Source organism: Bradyrhizobium sp. YR681, assembly GCF_000282615.1.
In the GTDB taxonomy this organism is placed as follows: domain Bacteria; phylum Pseudomonadota; class Alphaproteobacteria; order Rhizobiales; family Xanthobacteraceae; genus Bradyrhizobium.
On the sequence record NZ_AKIY01000204.1, the window covers coordinates 12708 to 37635 of the forward strand.

Below are 24928 nucleotides of genomic sequence, written 5' to 3' on the forward strand. Positions count from 1 at the left end.
ACTAGGTCTATATTTAGCGTCTATCGGCTCGATTGTGGATCACTAATTTGCGGGGTGTCTCTTACCCCCAAACAGGAGTGACCCCATGACTATCCTCGTGACCGGTGCCACCGGCCGTGTCGGCCGCCACGTCGTCCAGCAACTCGTCAAGCGCGGCGCCGAGGTGCGCGTGCTGTCCCGCGAACCCGGGAAGGCCGAATTCCCTGCTGGCGTGGAGGTCGTGAAAGGCGATCTGCTCGATCTCGATTCGCTACGCGCCGCGTTCAGCGGCATCAAGACGCTGTTCCTGCTCAATGCGGTGACCGGCGACGAATTCACCCAGGCGCTCATCACACTGAACATCGCCCGCGAGGCGGGCGTCGATCGCATCGTCTATCTCTCGGTGATCCACGCCGATCGCTTCGTCAACGTGCCGCACTTCGCGGTGAAGTTCGGCGCCGAGCGGATGCTCGAGCAGATGGGTTTTGGCGCCACGATCCTGCGTCCGTCCTACTTCATCGACAATGATCTCACGGTCAGGGACGTCATTGTCAACCACGGCGTCTACCCGATGCCGATCGGCAGCAAGGGCGTCGCCATGGTCGACGCACGCGACATCGGTGAGGTCGCAGCGATCGAGTTGATCCGCCGTGAGCAGGCAGCTGGCAAGCTGCCGATCGAGACCATCAATCTGGTCGGCCCCGATACGCTGACCGGTCCGGACGTGGCCGCGATCTGGTCGGACGTGCTGGGACGTCCGGTCGCCTATGGCGGCGATGATCCAACCGGTTTCGAGCAGAATCTGGCGACCTTCATGCCGAAATGGATGGCCTACGAGATGCGCCTGATGGCCGAGCGCTTTGTCAGCGACGGCATGATCCCCGAAGACGGCGACGTCGCGCGTCTGACCAAAATGCTGGGACGTCCGCTGCACGCCTACCGCGACTTTGCGACGCAGATCGCAACGGCTTCGACAAAGCCGGCCTGACGGCAACAGCAACGAACCCCGGATGTCGCCACGACGCGGTGTCCGGGGCTTCGACGTGACCTCACGATAAATCCACGCTACCCTCTTGCGGCAAGAACAAGAGGAAACGCCAATCGTGTATGACTACATTATCGTGGGCGGCGGCTCGGCGGGGTCCGTGCTGGCCCACCGGCTCTCCGCAAAGAGTGCCAACAAGGTCCTGCTCTGCGAAGCCGGGCAGGACACACCGCCCGGCAACGAGCCGGCTGAAATCCGCGACAGCTATCCGGGCACGGCCTATTTCGATCCGCGTTTTCACTGGACGGAATTGAAGGTCACGACACAGGTCGTCAGCCACAACAATCCGACCGAAGCGCGGCCTCCTTTGCGCAAATACGAGCAGGCGCGCGTGCTCGGCGGCGGCTCCTCGATCAATGGCCAGATGGCCAACCGCGGCGCACCGACCGATTACGACGAATGGGACGCGCGCGGCGCCGAGGGGTGGACCTGGAACGACGTGCTGCCCTTCTTCAAGAAGGTCGAGCGCGACCTCGATTTCGACGGACCCTATCACGGCAAGGACGGCCGAATTCCAGTACGCAGAATTCCGCGGGAGCACTGGACGCGGCATTCCCAGGCGTTTGCCGATGCCTTCCAGCAGGCCGGCCATCAATTCCTGCCGGACCAGAACGGCGAGTTCGTCGACGGATTTTTCCCGGTGACGCATTCCAACCAGGCCGAGCAGCGCGTCTCGGCCGCGATGGGCTATCTCGACCGCGACACGCGCAAGCGCGAGAACCTTGCGATCTCCACCAACACGCAGGTGCGCGAGCTGCTGTTCGAAGGCACGCAATGCGTCGGCGTGAAGGCCGTGGTCGACGGACGCGAGCAGGAATTCCGCGGACGCGAGATCATTCTCTCCAGCGGTGCGATCCATTCGCCGGCGCATCTCTTGCGAGCCGGCATCGGCCCGGTCGGTCACCTCAAGGACTTAGGGATTCCCGTGCTGATGGGCTTGCCGGGCGTCGGCCAGCGCCTGATGGATCATCCGTCGATCTCGCTGTCGTCCTTTGTCCGCCGCGGCGCGCGCATGAACGAGCACACACGGCGCCACATGCAGCTGGGCCTGCGCTATTCATCGGGCCTTGCAGGCGTGCCGAAGGGCGACATGTTCGTCGTGCTGCTCAGCAAGTCGGCCTGGCATGCGGTCGGCGAGCAGATCGGCTCGCTGCTGACCTTCGTCAACAAGACCTATTCCGAGACCGGTCAGGTCAAGCTCGCCTCGCGCGATCCCGCGGCCGAGCCGATCGTCGAGTTCAATCTGTTGTCCGACCGGCGCGATCTCGATCGCCTGATGAGCGGCTTCCGCAAGATGGCGGCCATTCAGATGAGCGACATCGTCAAGGCGGTGACGGACAAGCCGTTCCCGGCGGCCTATACCGACAAGGTCCGCAAGATCGGCGTCGTCAATACCAGGAACAGGATTCTGACCAAGATCGCCGCGGCGATGATGGACGGACCGGCAGCGCTGCGCCACTACATGATCGACAATTTCGTGGTCGAAGGTTTCACCTTCGAGCAGGTGATGAATGACGACGAGGCGCTGGAAGCCTTCGTGCGCAAGGCGACCATCGGCGTCTGGCACGCCTCCTGCTCATGCCGCATGGGCTTGGCCAGCGATCCGATGGCGGTGGTGGACAACCAGGGCCGGGTCAAGGGCATCCAGGGCCTGCGCGTCGTCGACGCCTCGATCTTCCCGGTGGTGCCGTGCGCCAACACGAACTTTCCGGTGCTGATGTCGGCGGAGAAGATCGCAGCGGCGATGCTGCAGTAAGCCGCGGCGTTCTTCAAAGGCCGCGGCGGACAAGCAGCGACGCCGCGGCCGTTGAGCTTCGCTGGAAGGTGTATTGGATGATGTGAAGACAATCATTCCTATCGACAAGGCCGATAGCCGGCCTTCAATCAAGATCGTGCAGATCCTTGCCAAGCGGCGGCGTCAGGCGAAATGTCGAGAACATGACATTCAGTCCGGCCCGCTCGGGTGTGCAGGCCATGGGCCCCACAAGGTAGGAGCTGGCCCTTGGGAATGGCGCCAGCCGCATGAGCGGCCAAAGCTTGCCATCGGCTGAGGTCTGGAGGCGAAGAACGCCGTTCGCGACGGTGACGCGCACGCGAAAATCGCCGGCATCCTGCGCATAGGGAGCGGTCGCCCAATCTGATTGCCCGTGGGTCAGCACGCTCGCAAGCATCGCACGTCCGTCAGAGAACTCGATTCCAGCCTTAACCCAATGGTGGTCATCGACGCGCACCATCATGCCGGCCTGATCGTAGAGCGCCTTGAAATCGCCCTGCACGCGTAACTCCGCAGTGAATGCCTCACCGGCCGGAAAGCCCAAGAAATGTCCGCTATCGCGATTGAACCCATAGTGGGTTTCGCGCCAAAAATCGGTGCCTTTGTCGGTGGCGAGCTGAAGGGTATCGCCCTTTGCGGTCCAGCGCGCCGGCTCGTTCAGCCACACGCCGTCGTGTCTGCCAAAAATCATGCCAAACCTGATTGAGCGGGGGCCGACATCCTATGAGCGCAGGGAAAGTAGCGCCCGGCGGGACGAGGCCCGGAAACGGAGGCGAATCCAAACCGGACCTCGGACCGCGAACTTTGCCGTCAAGCGAAGCCGGCGATCGAGTGCTAACGCCTCAGGAAGTCCGGAAGTTCACGTTCGTCGGTTTGGCGCGTGGACTTCGACGAATTCGGAGTCGGGATGCGTGACGATGGTCGCGAACATGATGCCGCTGATGATGAGCGACCAAGCGGTGTTCCAACAAATCCAAAACACGTGCCAGCCTCCGTTTCGGTGTCCGCCCGCAGGACCAAGGTAACGGCAAGGCGAGGCTGCTGTTCCCGATGCGACGACGGCGCGGGCGAGGCGCTATTTTCGTTTGGTCGGCGGAGAGCTGCGTTCGGTTTGACCGGTGTGGCGCTTTGCCACGACGTCTTCATCCCGCGCGCCTTCACGCGGGCGTGGCGGCGGCTTGGGCTGGCCGGCCTGGCCGCCATGCTTGCCGCCCATGTCGGGCTTGCCTTCGAGGTCGTTTTCACGGGGCATGCAGGGACAATGCGCTCGCGCGGCTTTGGTTCGCAATCGCATCCGCCGGCTGTGAACGAGTTCATAGGATCGCCGCCGGTTGCAGTGCACGATCGCCGGGTGCACCGACGCATGCGATGAACCGACGGATTTGACCTGATGCGGAAACGGCTAGTCGCCTGGACCATCCTGACCTCGGCGCTGCTCGCCGTCGCCGTATGGACCGTGCTCGGGCCGCCCGACCATTCCGCCGGCCCGCATCGCTCCTCCCGCGACCTGACGGCGGCGGTACGCTAGCGATCCCGGCGCAACCGATACGATTTCGGCATCGATCGATCTCAATTGGAATTTGGTGCGGCAACACGCCAGCCGCTATCCTCCGCGGCAAAACGACAAGGCCGCACGGCCCAAGGAGGAGCCCATGAGACCGACCAGCCGCATCGCGCCCCGCGCTGCGATCGCCACCACCCTCGCCTTCCTCACCCTCATTTCGGGAGTCCGTGCCGGCATGGCCGAGACCTTCGCCTATGTCGGCAACGCCGACAGCAACGACATCAGCGTGTTCAAGCTGGCCGAGAGCGGCGAGATGACACCGGTACAGACCGTTGCTTTCACCGGTGTCGAGAAGCCGGGATCCTCGACGCCGCTGGCGATCACGCCCGACCGCCGCGTGCTGATTGCCGGCGTCCGCTCGCAGCCGTTCCAGGCCGTGAGCTTTGCGATCGACCCCAAGACCGGCCAGCTCAGCCACATCGGCAACGGCCCGCTCGCCGACAGCATGGCGAACATCGCAACCGATCGCGGCGGCAAGGTGCTGTTCAGCGCCTCCTATGGCGGCAACAAGGTCGCGCTGAATCCGCTCCAGGCGAACGGCGTCGTGGCCGAGCCGAAGCAGGTGATCCCGACCGGACTGAACGCGCACGCCTTCCTGCCCTCGCCCGACAACCGTTTCGCGTTCGCAACCAATCTCGGCTCCGACCAGGTGCTGAGCTTTGCGTTCGACGCCACCGCGGGCGCGCTGACGCCGAACGATCCGCCCACGATCAAGGTGCCGGAGAAATCGGGGCCGCGGCACTTCGTGTTCCACCCCAATGGCAAGTTCGTCTATCTCATCCACGAGTTGAACGCCGATGTCGCGGCGTTCAGCTACGAGGCCAGGAGCGGCGTCTGGACCGAGATCCAGCGCACCACCGCCCTGCCGGAAGGCTTTTCGGGAAAGCCCTGGGCCGCCGACATCCACATCACCCCGGACGGCCGCTTCCTCTATGCCTCCGAGCGCACCACCAACACGCTCGCCGCCTACAAGGTCGACGCCGATAGCGGCAAGCTGACCACGATCGGCAGCGTGCCGACCGAGAAGCAGCCGCGCGGCTTCAACATCGATCCCACAGGGCGCTACCTCGCCGCGGTCGGCGAGCTCTCCGACGGCATGACGGTCTATGCAATCGACCAGAGCAGCGGCGCGCTCGCCAAGCTGAAATCCTACCCCACCGGCAAGAAGCCGAACTGGGTGGAGTTTTTGAACCTGCCGTGAGGCGGGCTACCCCATGTCCTCTTGGCAGGGCCTGAGCTAGCGCCTCGTCGTTCGAGACGACCGCTTTGCGGTTTCCTCAGGATGAGGCTTGGCGGCGGCTTTGCTTGTGGAAATGGATGCCACGCACTCCGTCCTCATCCTGAGGGCCCGCCGCAGGCGGGCGCCTCGAAGGATGGAAGCGGGGACGGTGAAAGACAACGAACCTCTTTGCGTTCCCGAAGACTAATCCAACAGGCGCCATCGCGCCGCCCGCGCTGCTGCGTCATTCTCATCCGGCCGGACCATGGCCCGCTGCGGTTGCTTCTGCTATCGATGAGGCCGTCAAGGCCCCAACCGGAATGACCGATGCGTTCATTGCCTGCGCGTTCCTTTTCCCGACGTCTCGCCACGCTCACCGGGCTGCTGCTGCTGTCCGCTCCACTCGCGCGCGCCGCCGATGACGACGCGCCCAAGGGGCCGGCGGTCACGGTGCTCAAGGTCGCAAAATCCTGCTTCTCCGACATCGTCGAGGCCACCGGCAGCATCATCGCCCGGGAGGAGACCTCGGTACGGCCCGAGCGGCCCGGCCTGAAGGTCACGGAGGTGCTGGCGGAAGCCGGCGAGACCACCACGGCCGGCCAGGTGCTGGCGCGGCTGGCGCTGCCCGAAGGTGGCACGCTTCAGGTCACGGCGCCGGTGGCGGGCGTGATCGCGACCTCGACCGCGCAGATCGGCAACTTCGCCTCGGCCAAGGGCGAGGCCCTGTTCACGATCGTCGCGCGCAGCGAATATGATCTCGTCGGACTCGTCGCGACCAGCGATATGCGCAAGCTCGCGGTCAACCAGCCGGCGACGGTGCGCATCGCCGGTGCCGGTGACATCGACGGCAAGGTGCGCCGGATCGGACCGACCGTCGAGCCGAACATCCAGCAGGGCATGGTCTATATCGGCATCTCCTCGCAGAAGCGGCTGCTGCTCAATGCCAGCGGGCGCGCGCTGATCAAGTCTGGCCAGAGCTGCAACGTCGCCGTCCCGCTCACCGCCGTGCAATATTCATCCGCCGGCACCGTGGTGCAGGTGATCCGCCGCAACCGCGTCGAGACCAAGCGCGTCGAGATCGGATTGATGTCGGGCGGCAATATCGAGGTGCGCGACGGCCTCAACGAAGGCGACGTCGTCGTCGCCCGCGCCGGCGCGCTGCTCCGCGAAGGCGATCCGGTGCGCCCGGTGATGGCCGCGGAAGCGGCGAAGTAGCAGACGATCTCGTAGGGTGGGCAAAGCGAAGCGTGCCCACGTCCTCTATCGAATCAGACCATTGGAAAGATCGTGGGCACGGCGCTTTGCGCCTTTGCCCACCCTACACGACCGCAAAAACTACCCGCCGGCCTGGTCGAAGTTCACGTCTTCGAGCAGCGAGGACGACACGGTCGGGACCTGGTCGCCTTCGGAGGCGCGGGAGATGGCGACGCGGGTCTTGTTAAAGACGCTTTCGGCGCTGCCCTGCGCATTGAGGTTGCCGAGCAGCTCGCTGACCAGCACGCTGTGCTCGCCCTTGCCGTCGTCGACGACCTTGCCGGGCGAGGCCGAGGAGAGGATCAGCGCATTGTCGGGCGCGCTGATCGGCGCGAGGCCGTGGCTGTAGGACCGGAAGCGGCGCTCATAGGGGTTGCGGCGGGACGCATCGACGACGACGAGCTTGGCCTTGGCGCCCTGCTCCTTCATCATGCCGAGCACGCCCTCGATGGAGACGCCCTGGCGGCGAACGTCGCTTTCCTTCCAGATCGCGGCGTCGACCGGCAGCATGTAGCTCTCGCGGCCGGCCTGCACGCCGTAGCCGCCGAAGAACAGCATGACGACCGTGTCGCGCTTGATCCGGGACTTGAGGCGGTTGACGGCGCGGACCATGTCGTCCCGGGTCGCGTCTTCCACCATGTCGACGTCAAAGCCGCTCTTGCGCAGGGTCGAGGACAGCGCGCGGGCGTCGTTGATCGACTGCGTCAGCGGCGCGCTGGCGTCGGGGTAATGTCCATTTCCGATGACGAGGGCGAGCCGCGAGGTCTGGCCGATCGAGCCGGTGATCTGGTCGGTCGAGACGGCCTTGGCGGCATCGAGCGCGCGCATGTTGAGGGCAGCATGGGCACCGATCACGAGCGAGACCGTGCCGATGAGGGCTGCGGCCACCGCGATCGTGCGTCGGGAAATGTCGAGCTGCGTTACATTCATCTCGCTTCATTCCTGTCAGTGCCAAAGACCAGCCAAGCGCGCACACACAGTTTGAGTAGCGCGATAGCGTCTTCAGGTTTGAGGGATTGGCCGGGGATGTGCCCCCGAACTGCGCGCAATTTGCGGCGCCGCACCAAACAAACCCTTAACCGGATATCGCCTCCCCGGCAATAGATTGCCCTAAATTTGAGCTAAGCAGCTGAATCTGTTAGTTAATTCCCCGACCCTGATGCATGCATTTTTTATACCCCCGTAACCTTCCGGGGCTCGATCATGCAGCCTCCATGCCGGCTTTTTCCGTGACCGCTATCACATTTGTATTTCCTGCGAATCCGGGTAGCTTTTTCAAAGACTTGCAGGGGGTGGGTGCGCAGCTGGGAGCGTGCCGGCCGGCCCCCGACCAGGGCCCCCGCGACCAGGTATTTCATGAGCTTTCATTATTTCGCCGGCGCCGCCTGCCGGGCACTGACGGCACGGAAAGACGGCCCCTCGCTTTACGATGTCTGCGATCCCGTGCTGGCGGGCCCAGCCGGGGGCGATCCGCATCTGGCCAAATTCTACAAGACCGCGCTCGGCAATCCCGCACTCCGGATATTGCTGCGACGCGCCGGCGTGCCCGAGCTGCGCGACGAGGCGAAGCTGGCCCGGCTGCGCGAAGCGCTGGTGCGCGCCCGCGACGATGCCGAGCCGCACTGGGCGGCAGTCGGCCAGCCCGTTGCCGATCTCGTCGAGAGCATCGCGCTCGACCATCCCAAACCGCCGCCGGCGATGTTCACCGGCTCCGCGCCGCCGCAGGCGCAGATCGACGGCGTGATCCGCGACTGCGCGCAGCATCTGCTCGGCTCGTACCGCCGCAACGGCTTCCTGCCGACCTATGCCGCCTTCAACCTGATCGGCGATCCCGACTTTCGCGGGCGCGAGCTGATCATGGCGCTCACCGGGCTGAACGCGCGCGGCTACAAGAACTCCTCGCTGCTGTTCAACCTCGCCCGCGTCTTCATCGCGCGCTCGCCGGCCCGCGCGGTGGTCAATCCGCCCTGGACAGGCATTGCCGAGCCGATGTGGGAGCCGGTGCAGATCCGTCACCGCTCGGCCTATTACGACGCCTTCTTCATCGAGGCGCTGCTGAGCTATGCCGAGACCGGGCTCGCCTCGCCGGCGGAGAAGGCCGCTGCCGAGCGCGCGATCGCCGACATGGTGGATTTCTGCGTTAATATCAGCCGCGAGGAGGTCGAGGGCCTCGGCGGCGCGCGCTTCAACGTCATCACGGCACTGGCGCCGGCGCCGCATCCGCGCTTCTCGCGCTTCTTCGCCCAGATCAAGCAGGATCTCGGCTTCGGCGTCTATGTGCCGGATTGCGACACCACGGCCTGCTCGATCTCCGCGGCGACGCAGGCCGGCTGCACCGACCCGATCATCGATCAGCCGCTGCTGGATTTCTACGCGAGCTATCAGGTGCAGGCGGGCGTCAACGAACCGCGCGTCACCGTGCCGCTCAACGACAATATCGACTATGAGGGCGGGGTCGCGACCTGGATCGACAACCTCAAGGGCGAGCGTCCCTATGGCAACGATCTCGATCCGACGCTCAATCTCGACATTCTCGAGGTGAGCTTTCGCAACCTCGCGCGCTGGAAGATTTTGGAGACGCCGGCGCGGCTTGCGACCGTGCACCGGATCATCGGCTTCCAGAAGCGCCTGGCTGCCAGCGGCGCCTTCGCCAATCCGCGCTCGCACATCTATTACCTGCCGGAGCTCTACAGCGCCTATTTCGGCCGCTGCTATGCCGCTTTCCTGGCACTGCCGCTGGCGGCGCAGGCCGCGATCGATCCCGCCGGCGATTTCGATTTCATCCGCCACCGCGTGCTCTCCTATGTGAAGGGCGAGCTGATGACCGCGGAGATGAACGTGTTCGACGCCGCGCTGGCGCTGATCGCGCTCGGCCATCTCGGCGCCGATCCGCGCGCCTTCGCACCGGCGCTGAACGTGATCGTCGCCAGCCTCGGCGAAGGCGGCCGCCGCGGCCCGTTCCGCGCCTATGAGTGGAACAAGATGAAGACGCCGACGCGAATTCTGGTCGGCGGCCCGGAGGTGACGTCGGCCTTCGTGCTGATGGGGCTGGCGGTGGCGAAGCGGGCAATGGCGGGGCGGGGGTGAGCCCGGCTCTCGTGCCCCGGACGCAGCGCAGCGCCTCTTGCGTCCGTGATTTTCTGATGGGTCCCGGCTCTGCGGCGGCGTTGCACGCCGCACCGTGTCCGGGACACGAGAGACCTCGCGCAATGACGGGAAGTTGAAAGCTCAATCGTTAGGCATAAGCTGGCCGGGCGGACAAAAGCCGACCACAATTGCGCGGCTTATCGAGATTGTCCTGAACACGCGGATCGGCATGTTGCGAAAATTCCTGATTGCGCTGTCATTGCTCGCTCTCCCGTCGATGGCCGAGGCCGCCGATATCACCGGCACGGCGAAGGTCCGCGACGGCGATTCCGTCGTGATCGGCAACACGCGGATCCGGCTCGGCGGCATCGATGCGCCGTCCTCCGACCAGCTCTGCCTCAACACCAAGGGCGAGCGCTGGACCTGCGGTATCGCGGCGCGCGACGAGCTCGCCAAATACACCGAAGGCAAGAACTGGGTCTGCCATGCCCGCGCGATCGACCGGCGCGGCCGCACCGTGGCGCGCTGCGAGGTCGGCGGCGAGGACATCCAGAAATGGCTGGTGCGCAGCGGCTGGGCGCTGGCCTACACCCGCGTCTCCCACGATTACGAGCCCGACGAGGCTGCCGCGCGTGAGGCCAAAGCCGGCATGTGGCAGGGCGCCTTCATCGCACCCTGGGACTGGCGCGTGCGCAACAAGAAGACGACGATCCTGGGCGCCACCAAGCCGCCGGACGGGACGCATTCCGTGCTGCTCGCCTCCGCCTCGGGGCCGGTCGCGCCGTCGCCCGACTGCACCATCAAGGGCAATGTCAACAGCGCCGGCGAGTGCATCTATCACCAGCCGACCAGCCGCTGGTACACCCAGATCAAGATGCGGATCAGCAAGGGCACGCGCTGGTTCTGCTCGGTGGAGGAGGCGGAGGCCGCCGGGTGCCGTGAAACGAAGAGGTAGAGCCCCAGACCTGCGTTTTCGGTGCTTTTCTTGCATCGCAGCGCCACGTAAAAGTGTGCTTCAGCGACCCACCATCCTGTTCTCTGGCAATAAGGACCGATAGCAATGACCGTTCGCGCGGGCCGGGAGTTTCTGGCCATCCCCGGGCCCACCACGATGCCTGACGAGGTGCTGCGGGCGATGCATCGTCCGGCGATCGACATCTACTCCAAGGAGATGCACGAGCTGACCGACACCCTGCTCGCAGACATCTCGAAGCTGTTTGCGACCAAGGGCAAGTCCTACATCTACATCGCCAACGGTCACGGCGCCTGGGAAGCCGCTTTGAGCAACGTCTTGTCGCGCGGCGACAAGGTGCTGGTGCTGGAGAGCGGACGCTTCGCGATCGGCTGGGGCAACGCGGCGGCGCTGATGGGCGCCGAGGTCGAGGTGCTCAAGGGCGACTGGCGCCGCGCGGTGCGGCCGCACGAGGTCGAGGAGCGCCTGCGCCGCGACACCGAGCACAAGATCAAGGCCGTCGTCGTTGTCCAGGTCGATACGGCCTCGGGCGTGCAGAACGACATCGAGGCGATCGGCAAGGCGATCAAGGCGAGCGGTCATCCCGCTTTGTACATGGTGGACACCGTGGCCTCGCTCGGCTGCATGCCGTTCGAGATGGACAAATGGGGCGTCGACGTCGCGATGTCCGGCTCGCAGAAGGGCCTGATGACGCCGCCCGGCCTCGGCTTCGTCGCCGCCAATGCGCGCGCGCTCGAAGCGCAGAAGAAGGCCAATTTGAGCACGCCCTATTGGAGCTGGAGCGAGCGCGAGGGCACCGAGAACTATCGCAAATATGCCGGCACCGCGCCGGTGCATCTGCTGTTCGCGCTGCGCAAGGCGATCGACATGCTGCACGAGGAAGGCCTTGAAAACGCCTTCCGCCGCCACAGCCTGCTCGGCGAAGCCGCGCGGCGCGCGGTCTCCGCATGGTCGGAAGGCCAGGTGCTCGGCTTCAACGTTGCCGAAGCCAGCGAGCGCTCCAACACCGTGACCACGGTGACCGTGAGCAATGGCCACGATCCCGCGCTTCTGCAAAGCTATTGCAAGGAGAAGTGCGGCGTCGTGCTCGGCACCGGCATCGGCGACCTCTCCGGCCGAGCCTTCCGCATCGCCCATATGGGCCACGTCAATGCGCCGATGCTGCTCGGCACGCTCGGCGTGGTCGAGATCGCGCTGAACGCGCTGAAGATCCCGCACGGCAAGGGCGGGCTCGAGGCAGCGGTGTCGTATCTCGGCGAAGAGGTGGCGGCTTAATACACCGCCGTCGTCCCTCCAGACACGTTGCTCCTTCTTCCTTCTCCCCTTGCGGGAGAAGGTGGCGCGAAGCGCCGGATGAGGGGTCTCTCTCCGCACCAACAACTGCAAGACTCGTGGAGAGAGACCCCTCACCCGTCTCGCCGCTGCGCGGCGAGCCACCCTCTCCCACAAGGGGAGAGGGGGAAGATCAGCGCTCGACGCGATAGGCTTCGACCTGCACCTTCAGCTCGTTCAATGAAGCAAGCGGCGCCTTCGGATCGACCCGATACTCTCCGCTTCTCAGCCATCCCAGCACCATCGCATCCACCACGGGCGAATGGTGGATGACGTCGCTGTAATTATCGAGATCGTGCGTCACCGCCTTGATCGCGCGGAAATCGTGCAGCCGTACGTTGGGAAGCTGCGTCAGGCGCGTCGCAACCACCGCCGTAACATCCGTGACGATCTTCAGCGTCGGTGGTGACGCATCGCGCATCGCGACGAATTGCAGGATCGAATAGGGCGGGAAGTAGATGTCGAAGGTCACGTCCGGATGGCGCGTGATCAGGCCGACGACGTCGCGCTCGAAATGCCTGACCATGGCGTCGTAGCTGTAGCCTTCGCCGAGGAAGCGGCTGCGCACGGGATCGGTGATGTAGGCGAAAGCGGCGAGCGCCCGCTTCGCATTGTAGCCGTTCGCGACGTCGAAGTCCCGCGGCAGCGCGTAGATGTCGTCGACGTCGGACAGCGCGAACCTGACGGGGAGATAAGGCGCCGCCCGGCTCAGCGGCGCGCGCAATGGCGGAACGGAGCGCAGCAGCGCGAACAGGGATTCCTTCGCCATCGCGGCGCTGAACAGATAGGACGCGATGCCCTTGGTCGTCCTGCGATAGAGATCGACGGAGAGATACGGATCCGCCTCGATATCCGCGGCGTCGACAAAGCTGAAATCGTCCATCGCCCAGACCACGCGCCTTGCGCCGCGGTCGATCGCCTGCTCCAGCACGAAGGCCTGCTGGCGTGAATTGGAGCCGGTCATGGCGAGCTTGAGCGAGTGAACACCGAGCGCGCGGTCGATGTCGCTCTGGCGGTAATGGATCGCGAGCGAGGTGCCCATGAAGGCCGTGTCGAAGGACTGGCTGCGGATCAGCCCTGCATTCTGCACGCGCGTGTCGTCGGAATAGAAGGCGGCCACGAGTCGCGAGGGGCGGAACAGCTGCAGGGGATCGACGACATAGGTGAGCGCCGCCGCACCCAGCACGCAGGCGATGCTCGCGAAGAAAAGACGCTTCAGATTGGTGAACGAGCCCTGCATCAGAACCGGAAATAGATGAATTCGCTGTGGCTCTGGATGCCGAGAAGCCCGAACGCCAGCACCAGCGACGCGCCATAGAGGAATAACGGCCGCATCCGCCCCGCCTTAAGGTTCTCGCCGACCCGGCGATTGCCGTGATCGTAGCCCATGATCGCCTGCGTGTTCGGCGCCAGCCACACCAGCGACGCATAGACCGCGACCATCACCAACGCAGCGATCTCCACGCGGCCGAGGACGATGTTCGTTGGGCTGGACATGGCGCGGAGGATCAGCAAGGCCCAATCGACCCGTTCGGCGCGGAAGAACACCCAGGCGACGACGACGGCCAGGAAGGTCAGCACCGCACCTGCGATACGGACCGGGCGCGCAAGCGGCGTCGGAACATTCGGCACCAGCGCGTTGAAGGCGTGGTTCAGGCAGAGATAGGCCCCGTGCAGCGCGCCCCAAATGACAAAGGTCCAGGCCGCACCGTGCCAGAGCCCGCCGAGCAGCATCGTGATCAGCAGATTGACGTAGCGCAGCACCCGGCCGTGACGGTTGCCGCCGAGCGGAATGTAGAGATAGTCGCGCAGGAATTGCGACAAGGTCATGTGCCAACGGCGCCAGAACTCGACGATGCTGGTGGCCTTGTAGGGCGAGTTGAAATTGACCGGCAGGAAGATGCCGAACATCAGCGATATCCCGATTGCCATGTCCGAATAGCCGGAGAAGTCGAAATAGAGCTGGAACGTGTAGGCGAGAGCCCCGAGCCAGGCCTGATCGAAACTCGGCGCACGCGCGTCGAAGGCGAGTGCGACCAGCGGCTGGATGCCGTCGGCAAGGCAGGTCTTCTTGAACAGGCCGATCGCAAAGATGATGACACCGCACAGCATCAGATGCGCGTGCGGATGTTTTGACTCCTCCCGCTCGAATTGCGGGATCATGTCCTTGTGGTGAAGGATCGGGCCCGCGATCAGATGCGGGAAATACGTCACGAACAGCGCGTAATGGGGCAGCGCATAGGCTGCGACCTGGCCGCGCCAGGCATCCACGAGGAACGCGATCTGCGTGAAGGTGTAGAAGGAGATTCCGACCGGCAGCAGGATGTGGACCGCGACATGCGTGCCGGCCAGCGCGTTGATGTTCTCGGTCACGAAGCCGGCATATTTGAAGATGCCGAGCACGAGGAGATCGCCGGCGACGCCGAGCGTGAGCGCCGCCTTTCGTTGCGACGGGCCGAGCTTCGCCACGATGAGGAGATGGCCGACGCCGTAGTTGAAGGCGATCGAGAGCAGCAGCAGGGCCACGAACTGCCAATTGCCGATGGCATAGAAGGCGAGCGAGGCCAGCGCCAGCCAGATCACCGGGGTCAGATTGCTGCTCCGCCCCAGCCAGAAATAGCCGGCCAGCACGACCGGCAGGAACAGCAGGATGAACGGGTAGGAATTGAACAGCATCAGGCTGGACCGGCGGCGAGGATATGGAGCCTAAAGCATACAAGGGGGCGATCAACAACCCGGCGAACTGGCGCAGTCCCGCTGGCAATTTGCGGAATCAGGACGATATAAGGTGGAACACGCGTAGCCTCTTCTCCCTCTCCCCGTTCTTACGGGGAGAGGGTTGGGGTGAGGGGCTCTCTCCACGGATGAGACTGCGGATGGACCTGTGCCCCCTCACCCGGATTGCATCTTCGATGCAATCCGACCTCTCCCCGCAAGCGGGGCGAGGTAAGGAAGAGGCGCAGCGCGAATACGAGATGATGAGGACCGAGTGACCCAAGCCAAAACACCTTCCCAGCCCCCCGTCGCCCCCCGCCGGCCGCATTCCTTTACGCATCACGGCATCACCGTGACCGACGACTATGCCTGGCTGAAGGACGAGAAATGGCAGGAGGTGTTGCGCGAGCCCAAAGTGCTCGGCCCTGATATCCGCAAATATCTGGATGAGGAGAACGTCTACACCGAGAGCCTGCTCGGCCACACCGCTGGCTTGCAGAAGACGCTGGTTCGCGAGATGCGCGGGCGCATCAAGGAGGACGATTCCAGCGTGCCGTCGCCGGACGGGCCGTTCGCCTATTTCCGCAGGTTTCGCGAGGGCGGGCAGCACGAGCTGTTCGGCCGTATGCCGCGCGACGGCGGCGAGAGCCATATCGTGCTCGACGGCGACGCGCTCGCAAAGGACCACAAATATTTCAAGTTCGGCGGCAGCCGGCACTCGAACGATCACAAGCTGCAGGCGTGGAGCGCCGACACCAAGGGCTCCGAATATTTTTCGATCCGCGTCCGCGACTGGGCGACCGGCAAGGATTTTGACGATGTCGTCGAGGAGACCGATGGCGGCGTGGTCTGGGCTGCGGATGCAAAATCCTTCTTCTACGTGAAGCTCGACGACAACCATCGCCCGATGCAGGTGTGGCGGCACAAGCTCGGCACCAGACAGGCCGACGACACGCTCGTCTACGAGGAGCAGGATTCCGGCTGGTTCACCCATCTGCACGAGAGCACCAGCGGCCGCTTCTGCGTGATCGCCGGCGGCGACCACGAGACCTCCGAGCAGCGGCTGATCGATCTCGCCGACCCCGAGGCACCGCCGCGCCTGGTCGCGGCGCGCGAGGAAGGCGTGCAATATTCGCTGGCCGATCGCGGCGACGAGCTGTTCATCCTCACCAACGCCGACGACGCCATCGACTTCAAGATCGTCACCGCGCCGCTCGGCGCGCCCGAGCGCAAGAACTGGCGCGATCTGATCCCCTATCGTCCGGGCATCTACATCATCGACCTCGATCTCTATGCCGGCCATCTGGTGCGGCTGGAGCGCGCCAATGCGCTGCCGTCGATCGTGATCCGCGATCTCACGACGAAGGAGGAGCACGCCATCGCCTTCGACGAGGCCGCCTATTCGCTGGATACGATGGGCTCCTACGAGTTCGACACGACGAATCTGCGCTTGGCTTATTCGTCGATGACGACGCCGTCGGAAGTCTATGATTACGACATGGTCAAGCGGACGCGCACCCTGCGCAAGCGCCAGGAAATCCCGTCCGGCCACGACGCCGCCGACTACGTCACCACGCGCATCATGGCGAAGGCGCTAGACGGCGCCGAGGTGCCGGTGTCGATCCTGTATCGCCGCGGCCTGAAGCTCGACGGCACGGCGCCGCTGCTGCTGTACGGCTATGGCTCCTACGGCATGGCGATGCCGGCCTCGTTCAACGCCAACCGCCTGTCGCTGGTCGATCGCGGCTTCGTCTATGCCATCGCCCATATCCGCGGCGGCGCCGACAAGGGCTGGGGCTGGTATCTCGACGGCAAGCGCGAGAAGAAGACCAACTCGTTCGACGACTTTGCCGCCAGCGCCCGCGCGCTGATCGACGCAAAATACACCAGCGCAAAGCGCATCGTCGGCCATGGCGGCTCGGCCGGCGGCATGCTGATGGGCGCAGTGGCGAACCGCGCCGGCGAGCTGTTCGCCGGCATCGTCGCCGAAGTGCCGTTCGTCGACGTGCTCAACACCATGCTCGACGACACGCTGCCGCTGACGCCGCCGGAATGGCCCGAATGGGGCAACCCGATCGAGAGCGAAAAGGATTTCAGGACGATCCTGTCGTATTCGCCCTATGACAACGTCGCGGCAAAGGAGTATCCCGCGATCCTGGCGATGGGCGGGCTGACCGATCCGCGCGTGACCTACTGGGAGCCGGCGAAATGGATCGCGCGCCTGCGCGCCACCATGAGCGGCGGCGGCCCGGTGCTCTTGCGCACCAACATGGGCGCCGGCCATGGCGGCGCTTCGGGGCGCTTCGACCGGCTCGACGAAGTCGCGATCGTGTACGCATTCGCGCTGTGGGCGGCGGGGATGGCGGAGCCCGGGGTGTAAGAGCTCCAGCGTAGCAACACATTGATCTTGTCGTCCCCGCGTAGGCGGGGACCCATAACCCCAGGGAGTAGTTGCGGCGCAAGCTGCTTACTCCGAGTCTTCATCAAACTTCTCCCTGCGGTTATGGGTCCCGGGCTCGCGCTTTGCGCGCCCCGGGACGACAGTGAGGTTGTGGGGCGAGTTATGGCCACAACCCATCGCCTCACCTCACACCGCGCCGTGCGCCTCGACATACAGCGCGTACACCGAGTGGCTGCTCGCCATATAAAGCCGGTTGTTCTTGGGCCCACCGAAGCAGAGATTGGCGCAGCGTTCGGGCAGCTTGATGAAAGCGAGCGGCTTGCCGTCGGCGTTGAACACCATCACGCCGTCGAGATCTTCCGACTTGCCCTTGAGCTGATAGACCTTGCGGCCGCCGACATCGCTCGGCTCGGACTGCAGTGCGCCGTTGGAGCCCCAGCCGCACCAGAGATTGCCGTCGCGATCGACGCGAAAACCGTCGAGCGAGGCCTGGTCGGCGGCGTCGATCAGCTTGGTCTTGCCGCTGAGCGAGCCGTCGTCGCCGACATTGTAGCTCCAGATGCTGCGGTTCGGCGTGCCCTTCCATTCGACGATGTAGAGCTTCTTCTCGTCCGGCGAGAAGGCGAGCCCGTTGGGATTGACGAGGTCGGTGAGGACCGCGCTGATCTTGCCGTCCTTGGCGATGCGATAGACGTTGGTGGTGGCCTGCTCGGCCTTCTCCTTCTTGCCTTCCCATTCGCCATTGATGCCGAACAGCGGATCGGTGAACCAGATGCTGTCGTCGGACTTCACCACGATGTCGTTCGGCGCATTCAGCCGCTTGCCCTCGAACTTGTCGGCGAGCACCGTGATCTTGCCGTCCTTCTCGGTGCGGGTGATGCGGCGGGTGACGGAGTGCTCGCAGCTGACGAGGCGGCCCTGGCGGTCGCGCGCATTGCCATTGGCGTAATTGGCGTTGGCGCGGAACACGCTGGTCTGCCCGGTGTTCTCGTCGAACTTCATGATCCGGTTGTTGGGAATGTCGGAGAACAAGAGATAGCCGCCCTCGGGGAAATAGGCCGGACCTTCGGCCCAGCGCATGCCGGTCGCGACCTGCTCCACCGTCGAGGAATAGAGCCGGTATTTTCCAAAGCCGGGATCGAGGATCTGGACGGCGGGATCAGGATAGCGCTGGTTCGGCGTGAACGGGAACGATTGGGCACCGGCGGCGCGAGCGAGAAGCGCGGACGCCGCTGCTGCGCCAGCCCCGGCCATGAGGTTACGTCGCGTGAAATTCATGAGAATCCTCCCTGCTTGATAAAAGGCCGGCGCTTGCTGCGCCGGCTCGTTTCTTGACGTGAGTTAGTTTCCGTTTAGCGGCCGTTCTTCTTCCGCCATTCCGCAAAGTCGGTGAGCGTCTGCGAATCGGTGGCGGGATAGAGACCGAAAATGCCGCGGCCCTTGTTGACTTCCTCGGTGACGAAGTCCTCGAACGCCGTCATCTCGAAGGTCTCGTTGGCGATGTCGTCGGCGAGATGCGCGGGGATCACGATGACGCCGTCACTGTCGCCCAGAATGACGTCGCCTGGAAACACTGGCGCGTCGCCACAGCCGATCGGCACGTTGATCTCGATGGCCTGATGCAAGGTCAGGTTGGTCGGCGCGCTGGGGCGATGGTGGTAGGCGGGAATGCCGAGTTTTGCGATCTCGGCAGAATCGCGAAAGCCGCCGTCGGTGACGACGCCAGCGACGCCGCGCTTCATCAATCGCGTGACGAGAATCGCGCCGGCCGAAGCCGCGCGCGCGTCCTTGCGGCTGTCCATCACCAGCACCGAACCGGGCGGACAATCCTCGACCGCCTTGCGCTGCGGATGCGAGCGGTCCTTGAACACGTCGATGGTGTTGAGATCCTCGCGCGCCGGCATGTAGCGCAGCGTGAAGGCCTCGCCGACCATGGTCGGCTGGTCGGCGCCGAGCGGGTGCACGTCCTGGATCATCTGGATGCGCAGACCGCGCTTGAACAGGGCGGTTGCGACCGTGGCCGTGGAGACGGATTTGAGTTTTGTGCGGGTGGCTTCGGAAAGTTTGGACATCGCGTTCTCTCTCTTTCGTCATTCCGGGGCGCGCGTAGCGCGAGCTATGGTGCGCAATTGCGCACCTGAGAATCCATACTCCCGATCGTGGTTATGGATTCCGGGCTCATCGCTTCGCGATGCCCCGGAATGACAGGGGTGGCTAGTAAATCGACGGCTCGCCGATCGGCGCGCCGAAATCGGTCTCGAGGAAGTCGAAGTCGCAGCCGTCATTGGCCTGCTTGATGTGCTTGGTGAACATCCAGCCATAGCCACGCTCGAAGCGTCGCTCGGGCGCCTTCCAGGCGGCGCGGCGCTTGTCGAGCTCGGCTTCGCTCACATCCAGATTGATGGTGCGGGCGGCGACGTCGAGGCTGATGCGGTCGCCGTTCTGCACCAGCGCGAGCGGACCGCCGATATAGGACTCCGGCGAGACGTGCAGGATACAGGCGCCGTAGCTGGTGCCGCTCATGCGCGCATCCGAGATGCGGACCATGTCGCGCACGCCCTGCTTCACGAGTTTTGTCGGGATCGGCAGCATGCCCCATTCCGGCATGCCCGGTCCGCCCTGCGGCCCGGCATTGCGCAGGATCAGGATGTGGTCCTCGGTGACATCCAGATCGGGATCGTCGACCGCCTTCTTCATCGATGGATAGTCGTCGAACACCAGCGCGGGGCCGGTGTGCTTGAGGAAACGCGGCGCGCAGGCGCTCGGCTTGATGACGCAGCCATCGGGCGCGAGGTTGCCCTTGAGCACGGCGAGCGCACCTTCCTTGTAGATGGGATTTTCGACCGAGCGGATCACGTCGGCATTGTGCACCTCGGCGCCTTCGATGTTCTCACCGAGGGTCTTGCCTGTCACGGTGATGCAATCGAGATGCAGATGCTGCTTGATCTCGCCCATCAGCGCCGGCAGGCCGCCGGCATAGAAGAAGTCTTCCATGAGGTATGCATCGCCGCTCGGGCGGACGTTGGCGATCACGGGCACCTTGCGGCTGGCGATCTCGAAATCGTCGAGGCCGATATCCTGGCCGGCGCGGCGGGCCTGCGCGATCAGATGAATGATCGCATTGGTCGAGCAGCCCATGGCCATCGCGACCGCGATGGCGTTCTCGAACGCCTTCCGGGTCTGGATCGCCTTCGGCGTCAAATCTTCCCACACCATCTCGACGATGCGGCGGCCGCATTCACTGGCCATGCGGATGTGGTTGGCGTCGGCGGCGGGAATCGAGGAGGCGCCCGGCAGCGTCATGCCGATCGCCTCGGCGATCGCGGTCATGGTCGAGGCCGTGCCCATGGTCATGCAGGTGCCGTAGCTGCGGGCAATGCCGGCTTCGATGTCGAGCCAGTCCTTGTCGGAGATTTTCCCGGCGCGCCGCTCGTCCCAATATTTCCAGCCGTCAGAGCCGGAGCCGAGCGTCTTGCCCTTCCAGTTGCCGCGCAGCATGGGACCTGCCGGCAGATAGATCGCCGGGATGTTCATCGAGGTCGCGCCCAGCAGCAGCGCCGGCGTGGTCTTGTCGCAGCCGCCCATCAGCACCACGCCGTCGACGGGATGGCTGCGCAGCAGCTCCTCGGCATCCATGGCGAGCAGGTTGCGGTAGAGCATCGTGGTCGGCTTCAACAGCGATTCCGACAGCGACAGCGCCGGCAGCTCGATCGGCAGGCCACCGGCCATGAGGATGCCGCGCTTGACGTCGTCGACACGCGACTTGAAGTGCATGTGGCAGGGCTGCGCGTCCGACCAGGTGTTGAGGATCGCGATACAGGGTCGGTCCTTCCACTCTTCCGGCGCGTAGCCCATCTGCATGGTGCGGGAGCGGTGGCCGAACGAGCGGAGGTCGTCGGGCGCGAACCAGCGCGCGCTGCGGAGCTGGTCGGGTGTTTTCTTCTTGATCATGATTGGGTGCCCCATTTCTGGACGGTATTCCGCTCGATGGCGCGGAAGATCAGGTTTTCGACAAAAAGCCCGATGATAATCACCGTCAAGAGGCCCGCGAACACTGCGGGTATGTCGAGGAGGTTGCGGTTCTCGAAGATGAACCAGCCGAGCCCGCCCTGCCCCGATGACACGCCAAACACCAGCTCGGCCGCGATCAGGGTGCGCCAGGCAAACGCCCAGCCGATCTTCAGGCCGGTGAGGATGGAGCCGAAGGCCGCCGGGATCAGGATCTTCGCCACATAGGGCAGCCCGCGCAGGCCGTAATTGCGGCCGACCATGCGCAGCGTGTTGGACACGCTCTTGAAGCCGGAATGGGTGTTGAGCGCGACCGGCCACAGCACCGAATGGATCAGCACGAAGACGAGGCTGCCATTGCCGAGCCCGAACCAGATCAGGGCCAGCGGCAACAGCGCGATCGCCGGCAGCGGGTTGAACATCGCCGTCACCGTCTCCAGGAAGTCGGTGCCGATCCGGGTGGAGATGGCGAGCACGGTGAAGATGGCGGCGAGCACGATGCCGGCCGAATAGCCCATGAACAGCACCTTCAGCGAGGCCCAGGCGCGCAGCGGAATGGTGCCGTCCTTGACGCGGTCCCACAGCGTCGCGATCGTATCGTGCAGCGTCGGAAACAGCAGGGGGTTGTCGAGGGTGAGGCCGTAGGCTTCCCAGACCGCCGCCAGGAACAGGATGATGACCGTCTTGCGGACAAATCCGTCGTTCCACAAGAGTTCGGGCACGCTGAGCTTGCGCTCGACCTCGGCTGCGCCTCCGGTGGCTGCAACTGGCGCGTCACGCAGCAATATTCTGGCTTCGCCCATGGCCGGCTCCTTCAATGCGCGGTGGCTTCGCCGGCGAACAGGAGATCATGGATCTCCTTCTCCAGCCGGCCGGCGCTGCCGTCCTCGTTCGAGACCTTGTCGACATCGACCACCTCGGCCTTGACGCGGCCGGGATGCGGCGACAGCAGCAGGATGCGGTTGCCGATGCGGATCGCTTCCGCGATCGAATGGGTCACGAACAGCACGGTGAACTTGGTCTCGCTCCAGAGCTGGAGCAGCTCGTCCTGGCAGGTCCGCCGCGTCAGCGCGTCCAGCGCCGCGAACGGCTCGTCCATCAGCAGAATGTCAGGCTCCATCGCCATGCCGCGCGCGATCGCGACGCGCTGCTTCATGCCGCCGGAGAGCGTGTGCGGATAGGCATCGACGACGCGGGTGAGGCCGACCTTCTCGATATAGGACCGCGCCCGCGCCTCGGCGTCCTTGCGCGACAGCTTTCGCGCGGTCAGCAGCGGGAACATCACGTTGGCGAGCACGCTCTTCCAGGGCAGCAGCTGATCGAACTCCTGGAAGATCATCATGCGGTCGGCGCCGGGATCGCGGATCTCGCGATTGTTGATCGTCATGCGGCCTTCGCTCGGGCTCATATAGCCGCCGACGGCCTTGAGCAAAGTCGACTTGCCGCAACCGGATGGCCCGAGCAGCACGAAGCGGTCGGACCTGTCGACGGTGAAGGAGACCCGTTCGGTGGCGGTGACGACGGCGCTGGAGGTCTTGTAGCGCAGCGTCACGCCGCTGACGTCGAGCAGCGCCATCAGTTGCCCTTCAGGTCATGCGCGACGGGGAGGTAATAGTCCGTCCAGGCCTTGGGCTGGCTCTTCAGCGTGCCGGTCTTGAAAAGATGCGCGGCGAACTTCATCGTGCCCTGCGGCTCCAGATTCCACTCCATCATGCCGGGCTCTTTCAGCAGGTCGAGCAGCTCCTCCACCGAGGTCTTGTCGCCGGTGATCTCCTTGTAGATCTCGACCGCCTGTTTGGTGTCGCTGCGGATCAGATCCTGCGCTTCCTTGGTCGCGTCGCGCACGGCCTGGATGATCTTTGGATTGGCGTCGGCGAATTTGGTCGTGGTGAAGAACTGCGCCTGGCTGAGCGGGCCGCCCATCACGTCGGGCGAGCTCAGCACGACATGGGCGCCCGGCACGTTCTTCAGCTCCAGGAAGGTGAAGGGCGGGATCGAGAAATGGGTGTGCACCTCGTGCTTGGAATTGGCGAGCGCCGCATAGGCGTCGGGATGGCCGAGCTGCACGGTGTTGGTGTCCAGCTTCGACCATTGATCGGCCCCGAAGGCTTCCGCAGCTGCGATCTGCAACACGATCGCCTGCGTGGAAACCTTGACGGTCGGCACCGCGATCTTGTCGTTCGGGCCGAAATCCCTGATCGACTTGATGTTGGCGTCGCGGCTGATCAACGTCATCGGCTGCGCCGAAGTCGCGACGATGCCCTTCACGCCGCCGCGGGTGCGGTCCCACAGCAAGAGAAGATTGCCGGTGCCGGTGTTGAGAATGTCGACGCCGCCCGCCAGCAGCGCATCGGTCTGCGCGCCGCCGCCGGAGAAGGTGATCCATTTGGTGGTGACGCCCGCCAGGCCGAGAGCAGCTGCGTGCTTCTCGATCAGCTTCTGCTTTTCCATGATGTGGCTCGGCATGTAGAAAATGCCGGGCTGGCGCGACAGCGAGATCTCGGATTTTTGCTGAGCCTGCGCCGTGGACGCCGAGAGCGCGGTTGCGGCGACGAGGGCGGCCGCGAGTTGGCTGCGAAGATGCTTGATCATTGTTGTGTGTTTCCTCCGGGTGCGCGTCGCGCTGCGTTGACCCTGCTGATGCACTAATATATTAGTGCATCAAAGGCAAGCGGGACCCGACATGGAAGCAGCCCACTCCGCGGCACGACCCGCCACAAGGCTCGATCGCGCCCGCCAGGCGGCGCCCCAGGTGTTCGAGCGGCTGCGCAATGCGATCGTCGCGCTGGAATTGCCGCCGGGCGCGCCGTTGTCACGCGCCGAGCTCGCCAGCCAGTTCGGAATCAGCTCGACCCCGGTGCGCGATGCCCTGATGCGGCTCGAGGAAGAGGGCCTCGTCGACGTGTTTCCGCAGCACGCGACCGTGGTCAGCCGGATCGACATCAGCCGCGCCCAGCAGGCGCATTTCCTGCGCCAGGCGTTGGAGCTGGAGATCGTCCGGCTGCTCGCGGAACAGCATGATCAAGCCCTGATCATCCGCCTCGACCACGCGATCGCACTGCAGCAGCAGTTTGCGAAAGCCGGCGAGTTCGAGGCCTTCATGGCCGCCGACAACGACTTCCACGCCCAGCTCTACGTCGCTGCCGGCAAACAGGATTTGTGGGCGCTGGTGCGCAGCCGCAGCGGGCATATCGACCGGCTGCGCCGGTTGCATTTGCCCTCGCCCGGCAAGGCCCAGAACATCGTCCGCCATCACAGGCTGATCATACGCGCGATCGAGGCGGCCGACGCCGACGCTGCGCAGCAGCATCTGCGCAAGCATCTGTCGGGCACGCTCAGCGAGCTCGACAGGATCCGGAGCCACCATCCGGAATACCTCACCGACTAGACATCCGGCACCCGGTCGTCGCAGAGTATGTGCACGTAATCGTGCATATGAAGCGCAGCGAAGTTCGCCTGCGGCGAGCAGCCATCGCATCGCCCGCGAAGTGCTTGCAGGCTGGATGGAATCCGCGCAACAATTTCGCATTTGATGCTTTGATTTGGGTCGCTGGAACGTCCCATCCGGCCCGGAGGG

General features: G+C 64.5%; 21 protein-coding genes. 10 read left to right on the plus strand and 11 right to left on the minus strand.

Annotated elements, in window-relative coordinates:
* Positions 1-85 precede the first annotated feature (85 nt).
* Both PMI42_RS19400 and PMI42_RS19405 read left to right on the plus strand, forming a co-directional pair.
* Entirely contained in the window at positions 86-967 is an 882-nt protein-coding gene (locus PMI42_RS19400; RefSeq protein WP_008137197.1) for an SDR family oxidoreductase, read from the plus strand.
* 115 nt (positions 968-1082) lie between these two features.
* Entirely contained in the window at positions 1083-2780 is a 1698-nt protein-coding gene (locus tag PMI42_RS19405; RefSeq protein WP_008137199.1) for a GMC family oxidoreductase, read from the plus strand.
* Positions 2781-2904: 124 nt separating this feature from the next.
* Here the strand turns inward: PMI42_RS19405 and PMI42_RS19410 are convergent, their stop codons facing one another.
* Together PMI42_RS19410 and PMI42_RS39270 are read right to left on the minus strand one after the other, a co-directional pair.
* Positions 2905-3489, minus strand: a complete 585-nt coding sequence (locus PMI42_RS19410) for a DUF1349 domain-containing protein (RefSeq protein ID WP_008137201.1) — start codon at positions 3487-3489, stop codon at positions 2905-2907.
* Positions 3490-3873: 384 nt separating this feature from the next.
* A complete protein-coding gene (locus PMI42_RS39270; RefSeq protein ID WP_157195780.1) occupies positions 3874-4050 on the minus strand; it encodes a hypothetical protein in 177 nt (58 codons plus the stop codon).
* Positions 4051-4188: 138 nt separating this feature from the next.
* On the opposite strand from PMI42_RS39270, the gene PMI42_RS39275 reads away from it, so the two are divergent.
* From PMI42_RS39275 to PMI42_RS19420, 3 genes are all read left to right on the plus strand, one after another.
* The gene (locus PMI42_RS39275; RefSeq protein ID WP_157195781.1) at positions 4189-4326 is read left to right on the plus strand and encodes a hypothetical protein; all 138 of its coding nucleotides are present in this window, start codon (positions 4189-4191) and stop codon (positions 4324-4326) included.
* Positions 4327-4450: 124 nt separating this feature from the next.
* Positions 4451-5563 carry a lactonase family protein gene (locus PMI42_RS19415; RefSeq protein WP_008137203.1) on the plus strand — a complete coding sequence of 371 codons (1113 nt, stop codon included), beginning with the start codon at positions 4451-4453 and terminating at the stop codon, positions 5561-5563.
* A gap of 345 nt (positions 5564-5908) precedes the next feature.
* Positions 5909-6796 carry an efflux RND transporter periplasmic adaptor subunit gene (locus PMI42_RS19420; protein WP_008137206.1) on the plus strand — a complete coding sequence of 296 codons (888 nt, stop codon included), beginning with the start codon at positions 5909-5911 and terminating at the stop codon, positions 6794-6796.
* A gap of 120 nt (positions 6797-6916) precedes the next feature.
* Here PMI42_RS19420 and PMI42_RS19425 read toward each other — a convergent pair whose 3' ends face one another.
* On the minus strand, positions 6917-7765 hold the full coding sequence (locus PMI42_RS19425; protein ID WP_008137207.1) for a caspase family protein: 849 nt from the start codon (positions 7763-7765) through the stop codon (positions 6917-6919).
* A gap of 426 nt (positions 7766-8191) precedes the next feature.
* On the opposite strand from PMI42_RS19425, the gene PMI42_RS19430 reads away from it, so the two are divergent.
* The 3 genes from PMI42_RS19430 to PMI42_RS19440 all read left to right on the plus strand — a co-directional run bounded on the left by PMI42_RS19430 (position 8192) and on the right by PMI42_RS19440 (position 12170).
* The gene (locus PMI42_RS19430; protein ID WP_008137209.1) at positions 8192-9922 is read left to right on the plus strand and encodes a hypothetical protein; all 1731 of its coding nucleotides are present in this window, start codon (positions 8192-8194) and stop codon (positions 9920-9922) included.
* Between the two features lie 229 nt (positions 9923-10151).
* Positions 10152-10877, plus strand: a complete 726-nt coding sequence (locus PMI42_RS19435; protein WP_008137211.1) for a thermonuclease family protein — start codon at positions 10152-10154, stop codon at positions 10875-10877.
* Between the two features lie 105 nt (positions 10878-10982).
* Positions 10983-12170 (plus strand): pyridoxal-phosphate-dependent aminotransferase family protein, encoded by a 1188-nt coding sequence (locus PMI42_RS19440; protein ID WP_008137212.1) that lies wholly within the window; start codon positions 10983-10985, stop codon positions 12168-12170.
* A gap of 190 nt (positions 12171-12360) precedes the next feature.
* Here the strand turns inward: PMI42_RS19440 and PMI42_RS19445 are convergent, their stop codons facing one another.
* Both PMI42_RS19445 and PMI42_RS19450 read right to left on the minus strand, forming a co-directional pair.
* Entirely contained in the window at positions 12361-13467 is a 1107-nt protein-coding gene (locus PMI42_RS19445) for a hypothetical protein (protein WP_008137214.1), read from the minus strand.
* Positions 13467-14903: an MBOAT family O-acyltransferase gene (locus PMI42_RS19450; protein WP_008137216.1), complete on the minus strand. Its 1437-nt coding sequence runs from the start codon at positions 14901-14903 to the stop codon at positions 13467-13469. The genes PMI42_RS19445 and PMI42_RS19450 overlap by 1 nt, the downstream gene beginning before the upstream one ends.
* A gap of 313 nt (positions 14904-15216) precedes the next feature.
* Between PMI42_RS19450 and PMI42_RS19460 the strand changes: the two genes are divergently transcribed.
* Positions 15217-17322, plus strand: a complete 2106-nt coding sequence (locus PMI42_RS19460) for a S9 family peptidase (protein ID WP_008137218.1) — start codon at positions 15217-15219, stop codon at positions 17320-17322.
* A 207-nt stretch (positions 17323-17529) separates the two neighbouring features.
* On the opposite strand, the gene PMI42_RS19465 is transcribed toward PMI42_RS19460, so the two are convergent.
* The 6 genes from PMI42_RS19465 to PMI42_RS19490 all read right to left on the minus strand — a co-directional run bounded on the left by PMI42_RS19465 (position 17530) and on the right by PMI42_RS19490 (position 23943).
* Complete coding sequence (locus tag PMI42_RS19465) at positions 17530-18621, minus strand: SMP-30/gluconolactonase/LRE family protein (RefSeq protein ID WP_008137222.1); 1092 nt, start codon at positions 18619-18621, stop codon at positions 17530-17532.
* A 74-nt stretch (positions 18622-18695) separates the two neighbouring features.
* Positions 18696-19415 (minus strand): ribonuclease activity regulator RraA, encoded by a 720-nt coding sequence (locus PMI42_RS19470; protein ID WP_008137223.1) that lies wholly within the window; start codon positions 19413-19415, stop codon positions 18696-18698.
* A 142-nt stretch (positions 19416-19557) separates the two neighbouring features.
* Entirely contained in the window at positions 19558-21294 is a 1737-nt protein-coding gene (gene araD / locus PMI42_RS19475; protein WP_008137224.1) for an L-arabinonate dehydratase, read from the minus strand.
* Entirely contained in the window at positions 21291-22154 is an 864-nt protein-coding gene (locus PMI42_RS19480) for an ABC transporter permease (RefSeq protein WP_008137226.1), read from the minus strand. The genes araD and PMI42_RS19480 overlap by 4 nt, the downstream gene beginning before the upstream one ends.
* An 11-nt stretch (positions 22155-22165) precedes the next feature.
* Complete coding sequence (locus tag PMI42_RS19485; protein ID WP_008137228.1) at positions 22166-22927, minus strand: ABC transporter ATP-binding protein; 762 nt, start codon at positions 22925-22927, stop codon at positions 22166-22168.
* Positions 22927-23943, minus strand: a complete 1017-nt coding sequence (locus PMI42_RS19490; RefSeq protein WP_008137230.1) for an ABC transporter substrate-binding protein — start codon at positions 23941-23943, stop codon at positions 22927-22929. Before PMI42_RS19490 ends, PMI42_RS19485 begins: the two co-directional genes overlap by 1 nt.
* A 91-nt stretch (positions 23944-24034) precedes the next feature.
* On the opposite strand from PMI42_RS19490, the gene PMI42_RS19495 reads away from it, so the two are divergent.
* Complete coding sequence (locus tag PMI42_RS19495; RefSeq protein WP_008137231.1) at positions 24035-24739, plus strand: GntR family transcriptional regulator; 705 nt, start codon at positions 24035-24037, stop codon at positions 24737-24739.
* Positions 24740-24928: the final 189 nt, after the last annotated feature.